Origin of the sequence: Aliiroseovarius sp. (assembly GCF_965228805.1) — a bacterium.
Classification (GTDB): domain Bacteria; phylum Pseudomonadota; class Alphaproteobacteria; order Rhodobacterales; family Rhodobacteraceae; genus JASBTN01.
The window spans coordinates 3,271,841-3,287,228 of sequence record NZ_CBDDIE010000003.1 but is presented as its reverse complement, the minus strand read 5'-3'; the positions used below and the strand labels follow the sequence as shown (position 1 = coordinate 3,287,228).

Sequence of the window (15,388 nt, the reverse complement as noted above, 5' to 3'; positions counted from 1 at the left end):
GAAGTAAAATGCTGAAAATCAACAACCTGCAGGTCAAACTTGAAGAAGAGGACAAGCAGATCCTCAAAGGCGTCGACCTGGAAGTTCCCGCGGGCGCCGTGCATGCGATCATGGGGCCGAACGGCTCGGGCAAATCGACGCTGTCCTATGTGCTGTCGGGCCGCGACGGTTATGAGGTCATGGGTGGCGAAGCCTCCCTGGACGGCGAGGACCTGCTGGAGCTGGAACCGGAAGAGCGCGCCGCCGCCGGTCTGTTCCTGGCCTTCCAATACCCGGTCGAAATCCCCGGCGTGGGCAACATGACCTTCCTGCGCACCGCCGTGAACGCGCAGCGCAAGGCGCGTGGCGAGGAAGAAATGTCCGCCGCCGAATTCCTGAAATTCATCCGCGCCAAGGCGAAGGATCTGAAGATCGACGCCGACATGTTGAAACGCCCGGTGAACGTCGGCTTCTCGGGTGGCGAGAAAAAGCGCAACGAGATCCTGCAAATGGCCATGCTGGAGCCCAAGATGTGCATCCTGGACGAGACTGACTCCGGTCTCGACGTGGACGCGATGAAACTGGTGTCCGAGGGCGTGAATGCCCTGCGTGACGCGGGTCGCAGCTTCCTGGTCATCACACACTACCAGCGCCTGCTGGACCATATCAAACCGGACGTGGTGCATATCATGGCGAACGGCCGCATCGTGAAATCGGGCGGGCCCGAGCTGGCGCTGGAAGTCGAACACAACGGCTATGCCGATATCCTGGCGGAGCGGGCCTGATGGGACTGCCTGACACTGCCTCCACGACCCGTTCGCTGCCCGCCTCGGGCGCCTGGGCCAAGACCGCGCGCGAGGATGCGCGCGCGCGCCTTTCCGCCGCCGGCATGCCCGGCCGCCGCGACGAGTATTGGAAATACACCCGTCCGGACACGCTGATCGCCGATGAGGCCACGCCGGCCGCCATCTTTGATCACGGCGAGGAACTGCCGCTGTATGACGCCATCGACCGGCTGAAGATCGTCTTTGTCGACGGTGTCTTCGACGCCGAGGCCTCTGACCCGCTGGAGCTGGCGGGGGTCGAGATCGAGCGTCTGGCCGACGCCGGGCAGGCCGACATCCACTGGGCCAAGGACGTCTACGGCGTGCTGGAAACCCGTGGTCAGGATCCTGTGCTGCGCCAGCTGGCGACGCTGAACACCGCCTATGCCACCGACGGTGTGCTGATCCGGGTGACCGGTGAGGCGGCGAAACCCGTCTCGCTGATCTACCGCCACGAGGACACCGCGTCAGACGCGATCCTGCACCACGTCATCAAGCTGGAACCGGGTGCCGACCTGACCCTGCTCGAGAACGGCCCCGCTGCGGCGCGGTTCAACAAGGTGATGGAGGTCGAGGTCGGCGATGGCGCCGCCTTCCACCACGTGCGTGCGCAGGGCCGCGATCATGAACGCCGTGCCGTGACCCATTGCTTCGCGCGTTTGGGCAAGGAAAGCACGTTCAAGAGCTTTACCATGACCGTGAACGGGCGCCTGACCCGCAATGAATGCGTGATCGAGTTCACCGGCGACGATGCCCAGGCCCATGTGGCCGGTGCCGCCATGGGCGACGGTGATTTCCACCACGATGACACGGTTTTCATCACCCATGACGCGGTGAATTGCGAAAGCCGCCAGGTGTTCAAGAAAGTGCTGCGCAACGGTGCGACCGGCGTGTTCCAGGGCAAGATCCTGGTCAAGGCGGGTGCACAGAAGACCGATGGCTACCAGAAGTCGCAATCGCTTCTACTGGACGAGGACGCGCAGTTCTACGCCAAGCCGGAGCTTGAGATCTACGCCGATGACGTGGCCTGTTCGCACGGCTCCACCTCCGGTGCGATCGACGAAGAGGCGCTTTTCTACCTGCGGTCGCGCGGTGTGCCCGAGATCCTGGCGACCGACCTTCTGGTGCTGGCCTTCCTGGCCGACGCCATCGAAGAGATCGAGAACGAGGAGATCGCTGAGGACATCACGGCGCGACTGGATGCCTGGTTGCAGCGCCATCGCAGCTGATCCAAAAGGGGTCTCATGTCGATTGTCATGGATATCCTGGGCAGCTATCGCCGCCCGCGCGCCATGTTTCGTCGCCGTGTCGGCGGTGAAACGCGTGAGGACCGCGCCATCGCGGTGCTGATGGGCGCTTGCGTCATCATCTTTGTTGCGCAATGGCCGCGCCTCTCGCGTGAGGCGTTCCTGCAGGGCGAGGATGTGCAGATGCTGATCGGGGCCACGCTGCTGGCCTGGGTTTTCATCATGCCATTGGTGCTCTATGCGCTTGGCACGCTCAGCCATCTCATCGCGCGGGTCTTCGGCGGGCGTGGCAACGCCTATCGCGCGCGATTTGCGCTTTTCTGGGCACTGCTCTGCGCGGCGCCCCTGTGGCTGCTGAACGGGTTGGTCGCCGGGTTCATCGGCCCCGGTCCGGCACTGTCGGTGACGGGGCTGATTGCCCTGGCCGGTTTCCTGGCCTTCTGGTCGATCAACTGGCGCGAGGCGGAATACCCATGAGGTGGGAGGCCGGATACCTGCTGGGCCTCGCGCTGCAAAGCGTGCCCGAGCCGCGCAAGGTGGCGCGCGACCTATTCGCGGAAGACTTCTCGCGCCGGGCGCTGTGGCACATGCTGGCGCTGCTCCTGGTGCTGATGACGATGGTATCCATCGTGATGATCGGCACGACCCCGGTTGAGGAGGGCGCGCCCACGGCCCCCTCCAGCGCGGCCCTTGTTTTCGGTGGGATCAACGCGGTGGCCACGTTGATGTTCGTGTTCCTGATCGACCGCGTCGGGCGCGCCTTTGGCGGCACCGGCAGGTTCGAGGACACCCTGGTCACAATGGTCTGGGTCACCGCGCTGCAACTGCTGGTCAATGTCACGGCGGTGGTTCTGGGCCTGTTCGCCCCTGCCATGTCGGTCCTTCTGATGCTGGCAGGGGTCATCGGGATATTCTGGATCCTGGTCATGTTCGTGACCGAGCTGCATGGCTTCCGCTCTCCCGGCCTGGTGGCCCTGGGCATGATCGCCACGATCTTTGCCGCTTCCTTTGTGCTGACCGTAGTGGCCACAATCCTCCTGGCCCTGTTGGGCTTTGCCCCTGACCCCAACATGATTGGACCCGTTCAATGACCTATGATGTGGATGCCATCCGCGCCGATTTCCCGATCCTGTCGCGTGAGGTGAACGGGCAGCCGCTGTGCTACCTCGACAATGGGGCTTCGGCGCAGAAGCCGCAGGCGGTGATCGACGCGGTCAATCGTGGCTATGCCGAGGAATATGCCAATGTTCACAGGGGTTTGCATTTCCTCTCGAATCTGGCGACCGAAAAGTATGAAGCCGTGCGTGGCACCATTGCTAGGTTCCTGAACGCAGGGTCCGAGGACGAGATCATCCTGAACTCCGGCACCACCGAAGGGATCAACATGGTCTCCTACGCCTGGGCCGCTCCGCGCCTGCGGGCCGGGGATGAGATCGTGCTGTCCACCATGGAGCATCACGCCAACATCGTGCCATGGCATTTCCTGCGCGAACGCCAGGGCGTGGTGTTGAAATGGGTCGATCCCGAACTGGATGGTTCGCTGGACCCGCAGAAGGTTCTGGACGCCATTGGTCCCAATACAAAACTCGTCGCAATTACCCAGTGTTCCAATGTGTTGGGGACCGTTGTTGATGTGAAAGCCATTTGCGCGGGCGCGCGCGAAAAGGGTGTCGCGACGCTGGTCGATGGCTCGCAAGGTGCTGTGCACATGCCGGTGGATGTGCAGGACATTGGCTGCGATTTCTACGCCATTACGGGCCACAAGCTCTATGGCCCGTCCGGGTCGGGTGCGATCTATGTCCGGGCCGAGCGCGCGGCCGAGATGCAACCCTTCATCGGTGGCGGCGACATGATCCGCGAAGTCTCGAAGGACGTGATCACCTACAATGACGCGCCCCTGAAGTTCGAGGCGGGCACGCCGGGCATCGTGCAGACCATCGGCCTGGGTGCGGCGCTGGAGTACCTGATGGAGCTGGGCATGGAAAATGTCGCGGCGCATGAGGCAGGTCTGGCCGCCTATGCGACGGAAAGGTTCGCCGGGCTCAACTGGGTAAATGTCCAGGGGCAAGCCGCTGGAAAAGCTGCCATATTCTCGATCACCATGGATGGCGCAGCCCATGCGCATGACCTGTCCACGATTCTCGACAAGAAGGGCATCGCGGTGCGCGCCGGTCACCACTGCGCCCAGCCGTTGATGGAGCATCTGGGCGTCGCCGCCACCGCGCGGGCGAGCTTCGGCGTCTACAACACCAAGGCGGAAGTGGACAAGCTGGTCGAGGGGCTGGAGCTGTGCCACCGGCTACTGGCGTGACGGGTCCAAGAGTTTTCAGAAAACTCTTGGCAAAACTTTTCAAAAAAGTTTTGCGTGCCTCAGCTGTCGGGTTTGATCAGCCCCAACCCGCGCAAATAGACGCCGATGCCACTTTCCAGCAGATCCTCGGGCGGGAAGGGGCTTTTGGTGCCGGGTTCGCCGCGGGCGAAGAGTTCGACCACCCCGTGACTCATCGCCCAGATGTGCTCGGCCACCATCCGCGAGGGCGGGCGTTTTTCCGGCGGGATGTGCTCTGATAGATCTGCGGCGGCCCGCTCCAGTACCGCCATCGCGCGACCGGACACCTGGGCCAGCTCCGGCGAACGGTTCAGCGATATACCGCTTTCGAACATAGAAATGTAATGGCCCGGATATTTTCGGGCAAAGGCCAGGTAGGCACGGCCGACGCTTTCGAAACTGGCCAGGGCCGAGGGTTGGCCCTTGGCATGGGCGAATTCCATAAGATCGGCAAAGATTTCAAAGCCTTGGCGCGCGGCTTCGGCGATCAGGTCCTCGCGGCCCGCGAAGTGGCGATAGACGGCGGCCGGGGTCACGCCCGCCTGTTTTGCGGCCTCCGACAGGGTGAAACCGGACGGGCCCTTTGCTTCGATCAGGGCAAGGGCTGCGTCCACCAGCGCTTCGCGCAGGTTGCCGTGATGGTATCCGCGTTTCTTAGGCATTCCAGATGTCCGGCCCGCCACAGATGGAGGCATCGGGGCTTGCGACCACATTTTCGTCCCGGCCCGCGTAGCCTATGCCCGACAGAACGGCGCGCAGGGCAGCGATGCGGGCGCGCCGCTTGTCGTCCGAGCGTACCACGGTCCATGGCGTTCGGTCGCGATGGGTGCGCTCGAAGGTCTCGCCAATCGCGTCCGTATAGGCGTCCCATCGGTTCAGGCCTTCAACGTCAATCCAGCTGAGTTTCCATTGCTTTAGCGGGTCTTTTTCACGTGACAGAAAGCGGCGCAGCTGTTCGGCACGCCCGACGTTCAGCCAGAGTTTGACGACATGGATGCCCTCGTCGACCAGCATGTCCTCGAACTCGGGAAGCTGGCGAAAGAAGGCCTCGCGCTGGGGATCTTCGCAGAAGCCGAAGACCTTTTCGACAACGCCGCGATTGTACCAGGAGCGGTCGAACAGGGTGATTTCGCCCGCTGTCGGCAGGTGTTGAACATAGCGCTGGAAATACCATTCGCCCTGTTCACGCTCAGTCGGTTTCGACAGGGCCACGACCTTGGCCACACGTGGGTTCAAGTTCTCGCGAAAGCGTTTGATCGTGCCGCCCTTACCGGCGGCATCACGCCCTTCGAAGACCACCACGACGCGTTTGCCCGAGGCTTTCACATCCGCCTGCAGCTTGACAAGTTCGAGCTGCAGCGCCTCCATCGTCGCCTCATACTCGTCGCGATCCATACGGCTTCGGTAAGGGTAGGCGGGGTCGATCACGTCTTTCTTGCCAGCAGCCTCGATGCCCCGGCGTACATCTTCCGGCGCGGTTTCGGCAAAGAACTTCGAAATGGCGCCGTCAAAGGGTAGGGTCATGGTGATACTCCGCTATGCCCTTATCAATATGGTCATTTTTCAGCCGCGCGCAATGCGGCCCGGTCCACCGCAGCGACCACTTCGGGGATCGAGACATGGTGCGGCATGTGGCCAATGCCGGGAAGGGTGGTCAGGCGCGCCTTCGGGTGTTGGGCGGCCAACCGTTCCGAATGGATGCGGTGCGAAACGACTGGATCCGCGTCGCCATGCACCAACTCGATCGGCACGGCGATCTCGTCATAGCGTTCCGACAACGCCTCGATCTGCCACAGAAGTTGGCGCCGCTGCAGCGCGTTGCGACGCAGGGGCGCGCGGCGGATGGTGAAATCTGTGCCGAAGTGGTCGGCATAACCCTCAGGCGCGGGTTGTGGGCGAAAGGTCTTGTCGATCTCCGCATGGACGCGCGCCTCGGAGACATAGGCGGTGATCATCGGGATCACGGCCCATTGGCCCAGCGTGGTGGACAGGAGCGTGTAGTAAGCCCCAAGCCCGGTGTCCCAGGGGTGTGTGACGGCTGAGACGGGCACAACCGCGGACAGGCGATCCGGCATCAACGTGGCCCAGCAGAGTGCTACCGCACCGCCATAGCTTTGGCCCAGCACGATGGGTCTCTCGGCACCGAAATGCGCCGACACGGCCTGGATCAGACGGGCCTGCGTCTCCAACAGTTCGTTTTCCGGCGCGGCGTCGGACCAGCCCAGCCCGGGCCGGTCCACCACGATGACGCGGTAACGGTCTGCCAAAACAGGCGCAAGCCCGTGGGTGAAGTCACGCAGGTTGCCGGATGAACCGTGGATCAACACCACTGTCTGATCACCATCCCCCATGACCTGCGCATGCATGCGCAGCCCGTCTACCACCACGAATTGCCCGGTCGGCGGGTGGCTGTCGCGGGCGCGCGCCTCGCGGCGGGCGGCCAGCACATGGGTGGTCCCCGCCGCCAGCGCCAGGGCCGAGGCCGCCCAGAGCATCACCCGCGGCGGTCCTTTACGCTCTGTCCGATCATCTCGATGTCGAAGGGCGTGGTCAGGTACATCTCGCTGATCCAGTTCCCGTAGAGCAGATGCGCATGGCTGCGCCAGCGGTTCTCCGGCGGACGGGTCGGGTCGTTGTCCGGGTAGTAGTTCATCGGCACGTTGATGGGTGCGCCTTTCGCAACGTCGCGGTCATATTCGCCCTTTAGTGTGCCCGTGTCATATTCGAAATGGTTGAAGATATAGAGGGCCCGGTGCTCCGGATCCTCGACCAGGCAGGGACCGACCTCATCTGAGCCCAGCAGGGTGCGCAGGCCCGTGGCCGCGTCGATCTCATCCTGGCGCATCTCGGTCCAGCGGCTGACGGGCAGCACGCAAGTGTCCGAGAAACCACGAAGATAGGGCGAGGCCGGGGCCAGATTCTTTTGCGGGAAACAGCCGAAGGCCTTGGCGGGCAGGATGTGTTTTTCAACCCCGTGGAAATGGTTGATCATCGCCATGCCGCCCCAGCAGACGCCGAAGGTGGAATGCACATTGGTCTGGGTCCAGTCGAAGATCTGGGTGATCTCTTCCCAATAGGTGACCCGATCGAAATCCAGATGCTCGATCGGTGCGCCGGTGATGATCAGCCCGTCGAACTTCTGGTCCCGCACCTCTTCCCAGGGCTGGTAGAAGGCGCCGATATGGGCCTGGCTGGTGGTCTTCGACGTGTGCTCCGAAGGGCGCAGCAGCGTGAGTTCGATCTGCAACGGATGCGCGCCGATGAGCCGGGCGAACTGCGTCTCGGTCTCGATCTTCTTGGGCATCAGGTTCAGGATGGCGATCCGCATCGGGCGGATGTCCTGTTTCGCCGCCTGGGCCTCGGACATGACCATCACGCCCTCTCCCGCAAGCACGTCGATGGCTGGGAGGTTGGCGGGAACTTTGATGGGCATGGGATTGACCGTTTCTCTCATTGATTTGCAAGGAAATTTCCTGATGTCAGAAATGGTCGGCAAAGTCCAGATTTCAACCGTTTTTGCTGAAAGGGCGGGGCTGTGTTATCTTGGAGGCATTGAGAACAAGTTTATTGGGGGGATGAAATGCGTTTGAATGCATTGCTTATTGCCACCTGTCTGGTGGTGTCGGGGTGCAGCACTCCGGATGTCTCATCGGAACTGAAGGCTCTCTCTGGGGCACGTAAAGCGGCAATGGAGCCACTTGCAAAACCCGTTGAGGCGGCCGTGACCCGCGAGACTGCTGCCGCTCGCGATCAATATGCGCGTGACATCTATGCGGATGCCGACGCCGAGGTCTATCCATCCGCCGCGACTGTTCGTGCCTGTCTGTTGCTTGCCGGTGGGGCTGTGCCAGCGCGCGAGCAAGAGGAACTGCACGCCCGGCAGGCTGACTTGCCGGCGGAAGACCGGATTGCAATTCTACCGGATCCCAGCGCCTGCACGCATAATCCCGGGTTCAAGGTGCCTGATCATCGCGGAACTGCAACCTACACGGCGCTGGCCATGAAAGTTGTGAGCGACTATGTCGCGACGCTTGAAGCAATGGCGGGCTCCAAGGCGCCGGGTTCGATCTCGGCCAATGCACAAGGGTTCGTCAAGGCGGTCAATGCTTTCAAGGCGGCACGCGGGGAGCCCGAAGCGATCTCTGCGGACCAAATTGCCCCGTTGGGCGGCGTCGTGGGCGCCTTGGCCGAGGCAAGACGCGCGCGCATGATGCGGCGCTTCGTCGATGAGGCCCACGAGCCCCTGCGCGACGTTCTGCGGGAGCTAATCGCCTATTCCGAACGCAATTTGGATCGGTTGGATCGCGAGGTAAGCCGGTTGGACAAGGCGCATGTGGCCATGCTCGAAGCCAAATCCCGTGGCGGCGAAGCCTATGTGAGAAGCGTCGCAGCATATGATGCTGCGCTGACCCGTTTCCGCAGTCGCTACGCAAAGAGCAACAGCGCACGACTGGCTGCAATCTGGACGTACCATAACATTCTGCGTGAGTCCCTGGGCCACGATCCCGATCCGGAAGAGATCATAAAACTTCTGGAAGACATCAAGGCGCTGAGCTGAGGGGAGGAAAGACCATGACCAACGTTGTTGGATATGACACCTACTGGGACGTACTCTTTCAGGGATACACGGCCCTGACCTATTTGGATGAAGCCCACAAGAAGGCGCCTGCGAGTGAGAAACCGGCATTGCTTCAGGAACGCAACGCGATTTTCGCCCGTGTTCAGCAAATGCAAGCCGCCAAGGTGGCCGAACTGACCAGCGCAGCACCAAAGCCGGGGACAGATGCGGTTCACAGGTTGCGGGCAATCATTGTGGAAGGCCGCAAAGACCTCAAGAAGATGAAGGAGGTCGCAGAGGCTTTGGCTGCTGCAACTCGAATGATCGGCTGGCTGACCAGGTTCTTCAAGCTGACCTTGTGATCACGCCGCCTCGATCGCCCGTGCGACCAGTTGATCAAAATCGGCCGGGCTCTTCACCGTCGCGACTTCGTGCGCACAAAGCGCAATGCCGAAACGCGCCATGCTTTCGTAAAGCGGCTGGCGGTGGGCGAGCGCGCGGGCGTAGGTCCATCGGATGAAGGCGTCGGGATTAACATCGCCTTCCTGAAGTTTGTTTTCGCGCAGATATTCCGACCAGGCAGCTGCCAGGAATTCGGGCTGATAGGCCATCGGCTTCGGCGCGCGATCAAAGCGACGGATCAGCTCCTGGGTATGGGCCTCGTCGCCCTTGAGCCAGATCAGCAGGCACTCGTCGGACAGCGCCTTCAACAGCGGATCATCGAGCCCGGCCTCCGGGTCGATCCATTCACAGATCGAGCCGCCACTGTCGCAGATGAAATGCGGGTAGCCATAGATGCGTTCGGCCCGTTCGGCGAAATGGGCGGTGTCTTCCAGCGCGTGGATCTCGGCCTGTTTGAACTGTTCCTGGCGGCGGCGGTATTCGGCGATGGGCAGCCCGCCCTTGGCCTCATCCCCCGGTTTGCCCAGGTAGGTCGAGACCGGTGTCAGGTTCTCGAACGAGATGTTCGAGCCGATATGGATCGAGTCCGTCATCAGCAACTCGCGCAGGAAAGGCACCTGCATTGCGTGGGCCTTGAAGTTGTCGACGATATGCTCGCCCATGTAGCGCGTGCCGATGCGGTAATCGATCGAATAGTGAAACCAGTCCCCGTCCGCCCGCAGCATGTTGGACAGGTAGGTCTTGCCCAGCCCGGACATGCCGAAGAACAGGATCTTCTTGCGGGGGGCGTTCAGCCACTCATCTGCGCTCTGGTATTTCATGGCCCTTTGGTAAGGGCGGGGGCGCGGGGGGTCAAGCGGAGGAGCGCCGCCCCAAGAGCTTGAAAACGCGGCCGTCCAGCACGATCAGCCCCAGGGCCAGAAGGGCAAGCCCGGCGAAAGCGCTGGCGGGCAGGTTTTCACCACGCAGGCCCGTGCCCAGGGTGATGGCGACGGGCGGGATCAGAAGGGTGACCAGCATCAGGTTGCCCGAGCCCGCCATTGCCAGGATGCGATAGTAAAGCAGATAGGCGCCGGCGGTGGCGATCACGGCCATATAGCCGATCCCGGCCCATGTCGGGGCGCTCAAGGCCAGCGGAATCGGTCCCTCGATCAACCAGGCCGCGGGGATGATGAGCGCCGCAGAGGCGGTCAGCATGCCCATGGCCGCGACCTGCGGGGGCAGGTGGGCCAGGCGTTTGCGCGCCCAGACCCCGGCCAGTGCATAGGAGAGCGTAGCGGCAATGGCGGCGAGCTGCGCCAGTGAGCGGGGATCGAAGCTGGCCAGGTTACTGATGCCGATGGTGACCACGACCCCGGCAAAGCCCAGGCCAACCCCCAGCGACTTGCGCGCGGTCAGGCGCTCGTCGGCAAAGAAGATCGCGGCGACCAGCACGCCGAAGACCGCCGTGGTGGCGTTGAAGATCGAGGTAAGGCCGCTTTCGATGTAAAGCTGGCTCCAGTTCAGGAGCGAGAACGGGATGAGGTTGTTCAGAGCCCCCATGACGGCGAAAGCGGCCCAGGTGCGAGCGTCCAGAGGTACGGGGAGGCGGCGCAGCAGGACATAGGCCCAGAGGATCACTGCCGCCCAGCCAACCCGATGGGCCACCGAATGCAGCACCGTGATCTCGTCCAGCGCCACCCGTGTGGCCAGGAACACGCCGCCCCAAATGAGGCCCAGAAGGAAAAGCTCGGCCCAGGCGCGGGCGCTCATGTCTTGCTGTGTCATGCCCTCGGTCTAACGCGAGGCCCGGCCCCGGGCGACCCGAAACCTGCGCAAGAAAAAGCCCCGCCGGTTCGGGCGGGGCTTTCTGGTGGTGGCAGCGGGTCGTGTCAGAAGGTCTGCTGGACCGAGAACCCGACGGCAGTTGCGTGGTTGCCGCGGAAGGGAACGCCGCCCGTGGTGGTGATTGCATCGCCGACCAGAACATAGCGTACACCGGCCGAGAATTTGGTGTCGCCCATGGTGTAGCTGCCGCCCAGGCCAAGGCTCCAGTAGCCATCGGTCGGGCCGAGAGTCGAAACGGTCTGGTACTTGCGGCGCTCGTAGCCCACTGAGGCGGCCAGAGACAGCTCGTCGTTGATCCGGCGGCCGACACCCACATTCACGGTGTAGTCGTCATTGGTATAGCCGACATATTCAGGTGCTGAGTTGGGCGAAGTCACGTTGAATCCATCCCAATGCACCCAGCGGATCGAGCCGAACAGAAGCGTGTTCTCGGCAATGCCCGTCTGGAAGTCCAAGTTCACGCTCTCCGGCGCTGTAATGGTAAAGGTCGCATCGGCCAGCGGTGCAATCCCGCCGGAGCCGAGATTGGCGAAGCCCACGTCCTCGGTGCCGGTCACGCCATGGTCGATCGCGGTCGAATAGGTCAGGGCCACGCGCAGGGCGATTTCCGGCACTTCATAGGCCACACCGATCACGCCGCCAACGTCCCAGTCGGACTCGACGTCCAGAATGCCCGGCGAGGAGACAACATAGCCCTCGATTCGTTCCAGGCGCGCACCGCCGTGCACACTGAAGCCATTGCCGAACTCATATCGGCCCAGAATGGTGAAGGAGTCCGTGTTCACTTCGGCCTGACCGTTCAGCGGCAGCGGCCCGAGTGCCGAGAAGGGGCCGTCGGTGTATTCGATATCCGCGCCATAAGGCTGGTCGTACAGAATCGCCACGCTGATGTTCTCGGTAAACTGGTGCTTGTAACCGAAGGAAAGCGGCGCATAAGCTTTACCTGCATCGGAAATCCCGGCAACGGCGGCAGTCAAGTGCGGGTCGACATAGCCCAGCGACACCTCGGCCACATTGCCCTCTTCGAACAGAAGCGTCACGTCCTGACCGGAACGGTCGAGCCCGGCAGCGGACGCAGTCAGTGCGGTCGATCCCATCATCAGGGCGGCCAGCGCCCCGGTTTTCATCTTGCTCATTGTCCCTCCCAAATTCTTGCAAGTCCTGCTGGATTGGACCGACCCTATTTGGCCTGCGACATCAGGGTCAAACATTACCAAGCGTCACGGGTCTTGAACTTTGAAATCGCTGCACAAAAGAGACAGTCAGGCCCGGGTTTCACTTCGCAGGTTAATCAGATTGGCCGCGATGATGATGCTTGCCCCTAGGTAAACTTCCATCCCGACCGCCTCGCCATAGACGAGATAACCAACGACTGCAATCAGCGGCAGGCGGGTAAAGTCGATCGGGATCACCACGGTGGCCGGGGCAAGGCTCAGGGCACGGGTCATGCAGAAATGTGCCAGCAGCCCGGCGCAGCCGATCAGCACCAGCCAGGGCGCGGTGGTGGCGGAGGGCAGTGTGATCTCGCCGTCCCATCCCGCGCAGGCAAGGCCGAAGACGGCCTGCATCACGGTCAACCAGAAGAGGATGCAGGTGACGCTTTCCGTGCGCGTCAGGCGGCGGGTGAAGACTGCCGATCCGGCAAAGCCGATGGCGGCCAGCGCCGCGGCGATCAACCCGGGGCCGAGCGTGCCCGCCCAGGGCTGCGCAATGATCAGCACGCCGACGAACCCCATGCCAGCGGCCAGGGCTCGGGCAGCGGTCAGGCGTTCGCCCAGGATCAGCGGGGCCAGCACCACGACCCAGAGCGGCGAGGTGAACTCCAGCGCAAAGACCTGGGCAAGCGGGATCAGGGTCACCGCCAGGAACCACAGGTTCTGACCGGCGAAATGGCTGAGATTGCGGATGACATGCCAACCCATGTGGCGGGTGGTGACCTGGCGCAGACTGCCCGTGGCAAGGCCCAGACTCAGAACAATCACGATGCCGACCAGGCTGCGCCAGGTCATCAGCTCGAACGTGTCCAGCTCGAAACTGACCGCGCGACCCGCCACGGCCATGGCCGAGAAGCTGGCGATCGCGCCGATCATCCACAGGGCGGCGGTCACGGTCGGCGACGTGGACGCAGAGAGGCGGGCAGGGTGGGTCATCGCGCCACCCTAACGCACGCCGTGCCCCGTGCAAGCGTCGTTGCGTCACCCGTCACGCTGCCTCTTGCCAATCCCTTGGCGGGGCGGTTCACTCTGCGCCGGGAGGACATGGAATGATCGAGATCGACGGCAAAACCGTGGACCAGGCCTTTGCCGAGGCCGTTGGGCGCTGGCCCGACACCCCCTTCGTCATCGCGCCGGAGACGAAAGGTGCGCCGGTCCGCACACTCAGCTACGCTGAGATGGATCAGGCGGCAGAGGCCATGGCCGGGGCGCTGACCGCCGCAGGCTATGGGCGTGGTATGCGGGCAGCCGTTCTGGTTGGCGCAACCCCTGAACATTACATGATCAAGCTGGCGCTCGCGCGCATCGGCATGTCCTGCGTTCCGGTCAATCCGGATTATACCGCTGGTGAGCTGTCCTATCTATTGGAGGACAGTGGCGCGGTTCTGGCGATTGCTGCGGACCGTTTCGCCACGCAGATGCGGGACGGGATCGCGGCCGCCAAGGCCGATCCGCGTTTCGTGCTGGTCGATGACCTCCTGGAACGGCTGCCCCTGGCACCCCAGGGCGTGACGCCCAGCGCGGGGGCGGTCGAACCGTCGGACGAGGCCAGCCTGCTTTATACCTCGGGCACCACCGGCCGACCCAAGGGCTGCATCCTCAGCCACGAATACGAACTGATGGTGGGGGCAAGCTATGCGGGCGTTGGTGGCATGATCTCGCTGCGCGAGGGGCAGGAGCGCATCCTGAATCCGCTGCCCGCCTTTCACGTAAACGCGGGCATCCTGACCTTCTTCGCCGCGATGCTCGGCGGCAATGCTCTGATCCAGCCCGAACGGTTCTCGGCCCGGACCTGGTGGCGCGATATCGAGGATTGTGGTGCGACGGTGTTTCATTACCTGGGCGTGGTGATTTCGGTGCTGCTGGCCGAAGAGGGCACCGGCCCCGAGGTCACCGCCAACCTGCGCATGGGGCTCGGTGCCGGGGTGGATCCGTCGCTGCATGGCGTGTTCGAGGAGCGTTTCGGCCTGCCGCTGATCGAGGTCTGGGGCATGACCGAGATGTGCCGCATGCTGCATGTCTCGGAGGAGCCGCGCCTGATCGACACCCGCGCCATGGGTCGTCCACGGGCGGGGTTGGAGTGCCGTGTGGTGGATCAAGATGACCAGGATGTGGCGCCGGACACCCCCGGCCAGCTGATCATCCGCCACAGCGAAGCGACCCCGCGCAAGGGGTTCTTTTCGGGCTACCTGAACAAGCCGGAGGCCACGGAGGAGGTCTGGGCGGGTGGCTGGTTCCACACGGGCGACACGGTGACGATGAACGCGGATGGCATGATCTTCTTTGTCGATCGCGCCAAGAACATAATCCGCCGCGCGGGCGAGAACATCGCTGCGGCTGAGGTCGAGAATGTGCTGTTCGACGACCCGAACGTGGTCAATGTCGCCTGTATCGCCGTGCCCGACCCGGTGCGCGAGGAGGAGGTCATGGCCTGTATCGTGCCCGCCCCGGGTGCCGCGGCGGATGAGGCCACCGCACGGGCGATCTTCGACGCGGCCTTCGCGCAGATGGCCTATTACAAACCGCCCGGCTGGATACGGTTCATGGACGCGCTGCCGGTCACCGGCACGCAGAAGGTTGTGAAACACAAGATCTTCGGCGCCGACGATGACCCGTTTGCCGGGGCGTTTGACTTCCGCGAGCTGAAGAAACGGCGCAAGGGCTGAACTGGGGCACAGCCAAAATTCTTCGAAGAATTCTGCCAAGAAAACTCGAACTTTCTTGGGGCGTTACCCCTCGATCTCTTCGATCGTGTAATGTCGGGGAATGCCCGCCGTGACCTCGGCCCAGGGCGAGGTGCCCGCGCGGGCCTGATGGGCGTCAAAGGCAGCGCGGTCGATGAACCGCTCGGATACGGTGAACCGTCCGGGCTGGGCGTGATCCGGCGTGACCTCGAAACTCAAACACCCCGGCTCTGCCCGGGTCAGCGCAATATGCGCGGGCAGGGCGGCACTGACGGCCTCCAGCCGGTCGGCGGGCACGTGGATATATCCGGTCAGTGTGATCAT

Annotated in this window: 18 protein-coding genes; 9 read left to right on the top strand and 9 right to left on the bottom strand. The window is 63.0% G+C overall.

The genetic code is table 11. From position 1 onward, the window contains the following. The first annotated feature begins 8 nt into the window (after positions 1-8). The 5 genes from sufC to ACO07D_RS17255 are packed head-to-tail and all read left to right on the top strand — an operon-like array spanning position 9 to position 4,361. Positions 9-764 carry a Fe-S cluster assembly ATPase SufC gene (gene sufC / locus ACO07D_RS17275; protein ID WP_421704171.1) on the top strand — a complete coding sequence of 252 codons (756 nt, stop codon included), beginning with the start codon at positions 9-11 and terminating at the stop codon, positions 762-764. Further along, positions 764-2,032, top strand: a complete 1,269-nt coding sequence (sufD, locus tag ACO07D_RS17270) for a Fe-S cluster assembly protein SufD (protein WP_421704170.1) — start codon at positions 764-766, stop codon at positions 2,030-2,032. Before sufC ends, sufD begins: the two co-directional genes overlap by 1 nt. 15 nt (positions 2,033-2,047) lie before the next feature. Beyond that, on the top strand, positions 2,048-2,527 hold the full coding sequence (locus ACO07D_RS17265) for a YIP1 family protein (RefSeq protein WP_421704169.1): 480 nt from the start codon (positions 2,048-2,050) through the stop codon (positions 2,525-2,527). Then, positions 2,524-3,141: a YIP1 family protein gene (locus ACO07D_RS17260; protein ID WP_421704168.1), complete on the top strand. Its 618-nt coding sequence runs from the start codon at positions 2,524-2,526 to the stop codon at positions 3,139-3,141. The genes ACO07D_RS17265 and ACO07D_RS17260 overlap by 4 nt, the downstream gene beginning before the upstream one ends. After that, the gene (locus ACO07D_RS17255) at positions 3,138-4,361 is read left to right on the top strand and encodes a cysteine desulfurase (RefSeq protein ID WP_421704167.1); all 1,224 of its coding nucleotides are present in this window, start codon (positions 3,138-3,140) and stop codon (positions 4,359-4,361) included. The genes ACO07D_RS17260 and ACO07D_RS17255 overlap by 4 nt, the downstream gene beginning before the upstream one ends. Before the next feature lie 59 nt (positions 4,362-4,420). Here the strand turns inward: ACO07D_RS17255 and ACO07D_RS17250 are convergent, their stop codons facing one another. Genes ACO07D_RS17250 through ACO07D_RS17235 form a run of 4 tightly spaced genes read right to left on the bottom strand, consistent with a single transcriptional unit; the run spans position 4,421 to position 7,812 of the window. Then, positions 4,421-5,041, bottom strand: coding sequence for a TetR/AcrR family transcriptional regulator (locus ACO07D_RS17250; protein ID WP_421704166.1), 621 nt, complete (start codon positions 5,039-5,041; stop codon positions 4,421-4,423). Then, entirely contained in the window at positions 5,034-5,903 is an 870-nt protein-coding gene (gene ppk2, locus ACO07D_RS17245) for a polyphosphate kinase 2 (protein WP_421704165.1), read from the bottom strand. Before ppk2 ends, ACO07D_RS17250 begins: the two co-directional genes overlap by 8 nt. A gap of 32 nt (positions 5,904-5,935) precedes the next feature. Continuing rightward, complete coding sequence (locus tag ACO07D_RS17240) at positions 5,936-6,874, bottom strand: alpha/beta fold hydrolase (RefSeq protein ID WP_421705062.1); 939 nt, start codon at positions 6,872-6,874, stop codon at positions 5,936-5,938. After that, positions 6,874-7,812, bottom strand: a complete 939-nt coding sequence (locus tag ACO07D_RS17235; RefSeq protein ID WP_421704164.1) for a homoserine O-succinyltransferase — start codon at positions 7,810-7,812, stop codon at positions 6,874-6,876. Before ACO07D_RS17235 ends, ACO07D_RS17240 begins: the two co-directional genes overlap by 1 nt. On the opposite strand from ACO07D_RS17235, the gene ACO07D_RS17230 reads away from it, so the two are divergent. Genes ACO07D_RS17230 through ACO07D_RS17220 form a run of 3 tightly spaced genes read left to right on the top strand, consistent with a single transcriptional unit; the run spans position 7,811 to position 9,299 of the window. Continuing rightward, on the top strand, positions 7,811-7,969 hold the full coding sequence (locus ACO07D_RS17230; protein ID WP_421704163.1) for a hypothetical protein: 159 nt from the start codon (positions 7,811-7,813) through the stop codon (positions 7,967-7,969). The two genes, ACO07D_RS17235 and ACO07D_RS17230, sit on opposite strands and share 2 nt — an antisense overlap. Further along, positions 7,960-8,937 (top strand): hypothetical protein, encoded by a 978-nt coding sequence (locus tag ACO07D_RS17225; RefSeq protein ID WP_421704162.1) that lies wholly within the window; start codon positions 7,960-7,962, stop codon positions 8,935-8,937. The genes ACO07D_RS17230 and ACO07D_RS17225 overlap by 10 nt, the downstream gene beginning before the upstream one ends. A 14-nt stretch (positions 8,938-8,951) precedes the next feature. Beyond that, positions 8,952-9,299: a hypothetical protein gene (locus ACO07D_RS17220; protein ID WP_421704161.1), complete on the top strand. Its 348-nt coding sequence runs from the start codon at positions 8,952-8,954 to the stop codon at positions 9,297-9,299. Here ACO07D_RS17220 and ACO07D_RS17215 read toward each other — a convergent pair whose 3' ends face one another. The 4 genes from ACO07D_RS17215 to ACO07D_RS17200 form a co-directional block, all read right to left on the bottom strand. Further along, the gene (locus ACO07D_RS17215) at positions 9,300-10,160 is read right to left on the bottom strand and encodes an ATPase (RefSeq protein WP_421704160.1); all 861 of its coding nucleotides are present in this window, start codon (positions 10,158-10,160) and stop codon (positions 9,300-9,302) included. A gap of 31 nt (positions 10,161-10,191) precedes the next feature. Further along, complete coding sequence (locus tag ACO07D_RS17210; RefSeq protein ID WP_421704159.1) at positions 10,192-11,106, bottom strand: DMT family transporter; 915 nt, start codon at positions 11,104-11,106, stop codon at positions 10,192-10,194. A 104-nt stretch (positions 11,107-11,210) separates the two neighbouring features. Next, the gene (locus ACO07D_RS17205) at positions 11,211-12,302 is read right to left on the bottom strand and encodes an OmpP1/FadL family transporter (protein WP_421704158.1); all 1,092 of its coding nucleotides are present in this window, start codon (positions 12,300-12,302) and stop codon (positions 11,211-11,213) included. Positions 12,303-12,428: 126 nt separating this feature from the next. Further along, complete coding sequence (locus ACO07D_RS17200; protein ID WP_421704157.1) at positions 12,429-13,316, bottom strand: DMT family transporter; 888 nt, start codon at positions 13,314-13,316, stop codon at positions 12,429-12,431. Between the two features lie 113 nt (positions 13,317-13,429). Between ACO07D_RS17200 and ACO07D_RS17195 the strand changes: the two genes are divergently transcribed. Continuing rightward, complete coding sequence (locus ACO07D_RS17195; RefSeq protein WP_421704156.1) at positions 13,430-15,046, top strand: AMP-binding protein; 1,617 nt, start codon at positions 13,430-13,432, stop codon at positions 15,044-15,046. 63 nt (positions 15,047-15,109) lie between these two features. On the opposite strand, the gene ACO07D_RS17190 is transcribed toward ACO07D_RS17195, so the two are convergent. Further along, positions 15,110-15,388, bottom strand: coding sequence for a putative quinol monooxygenase (locus ACO07D_RS17190; RefSeq protein WP_421704155.1), 279 nt, complete (start codon positions 15,386-15,388; stop codon positions 15,110-15,112).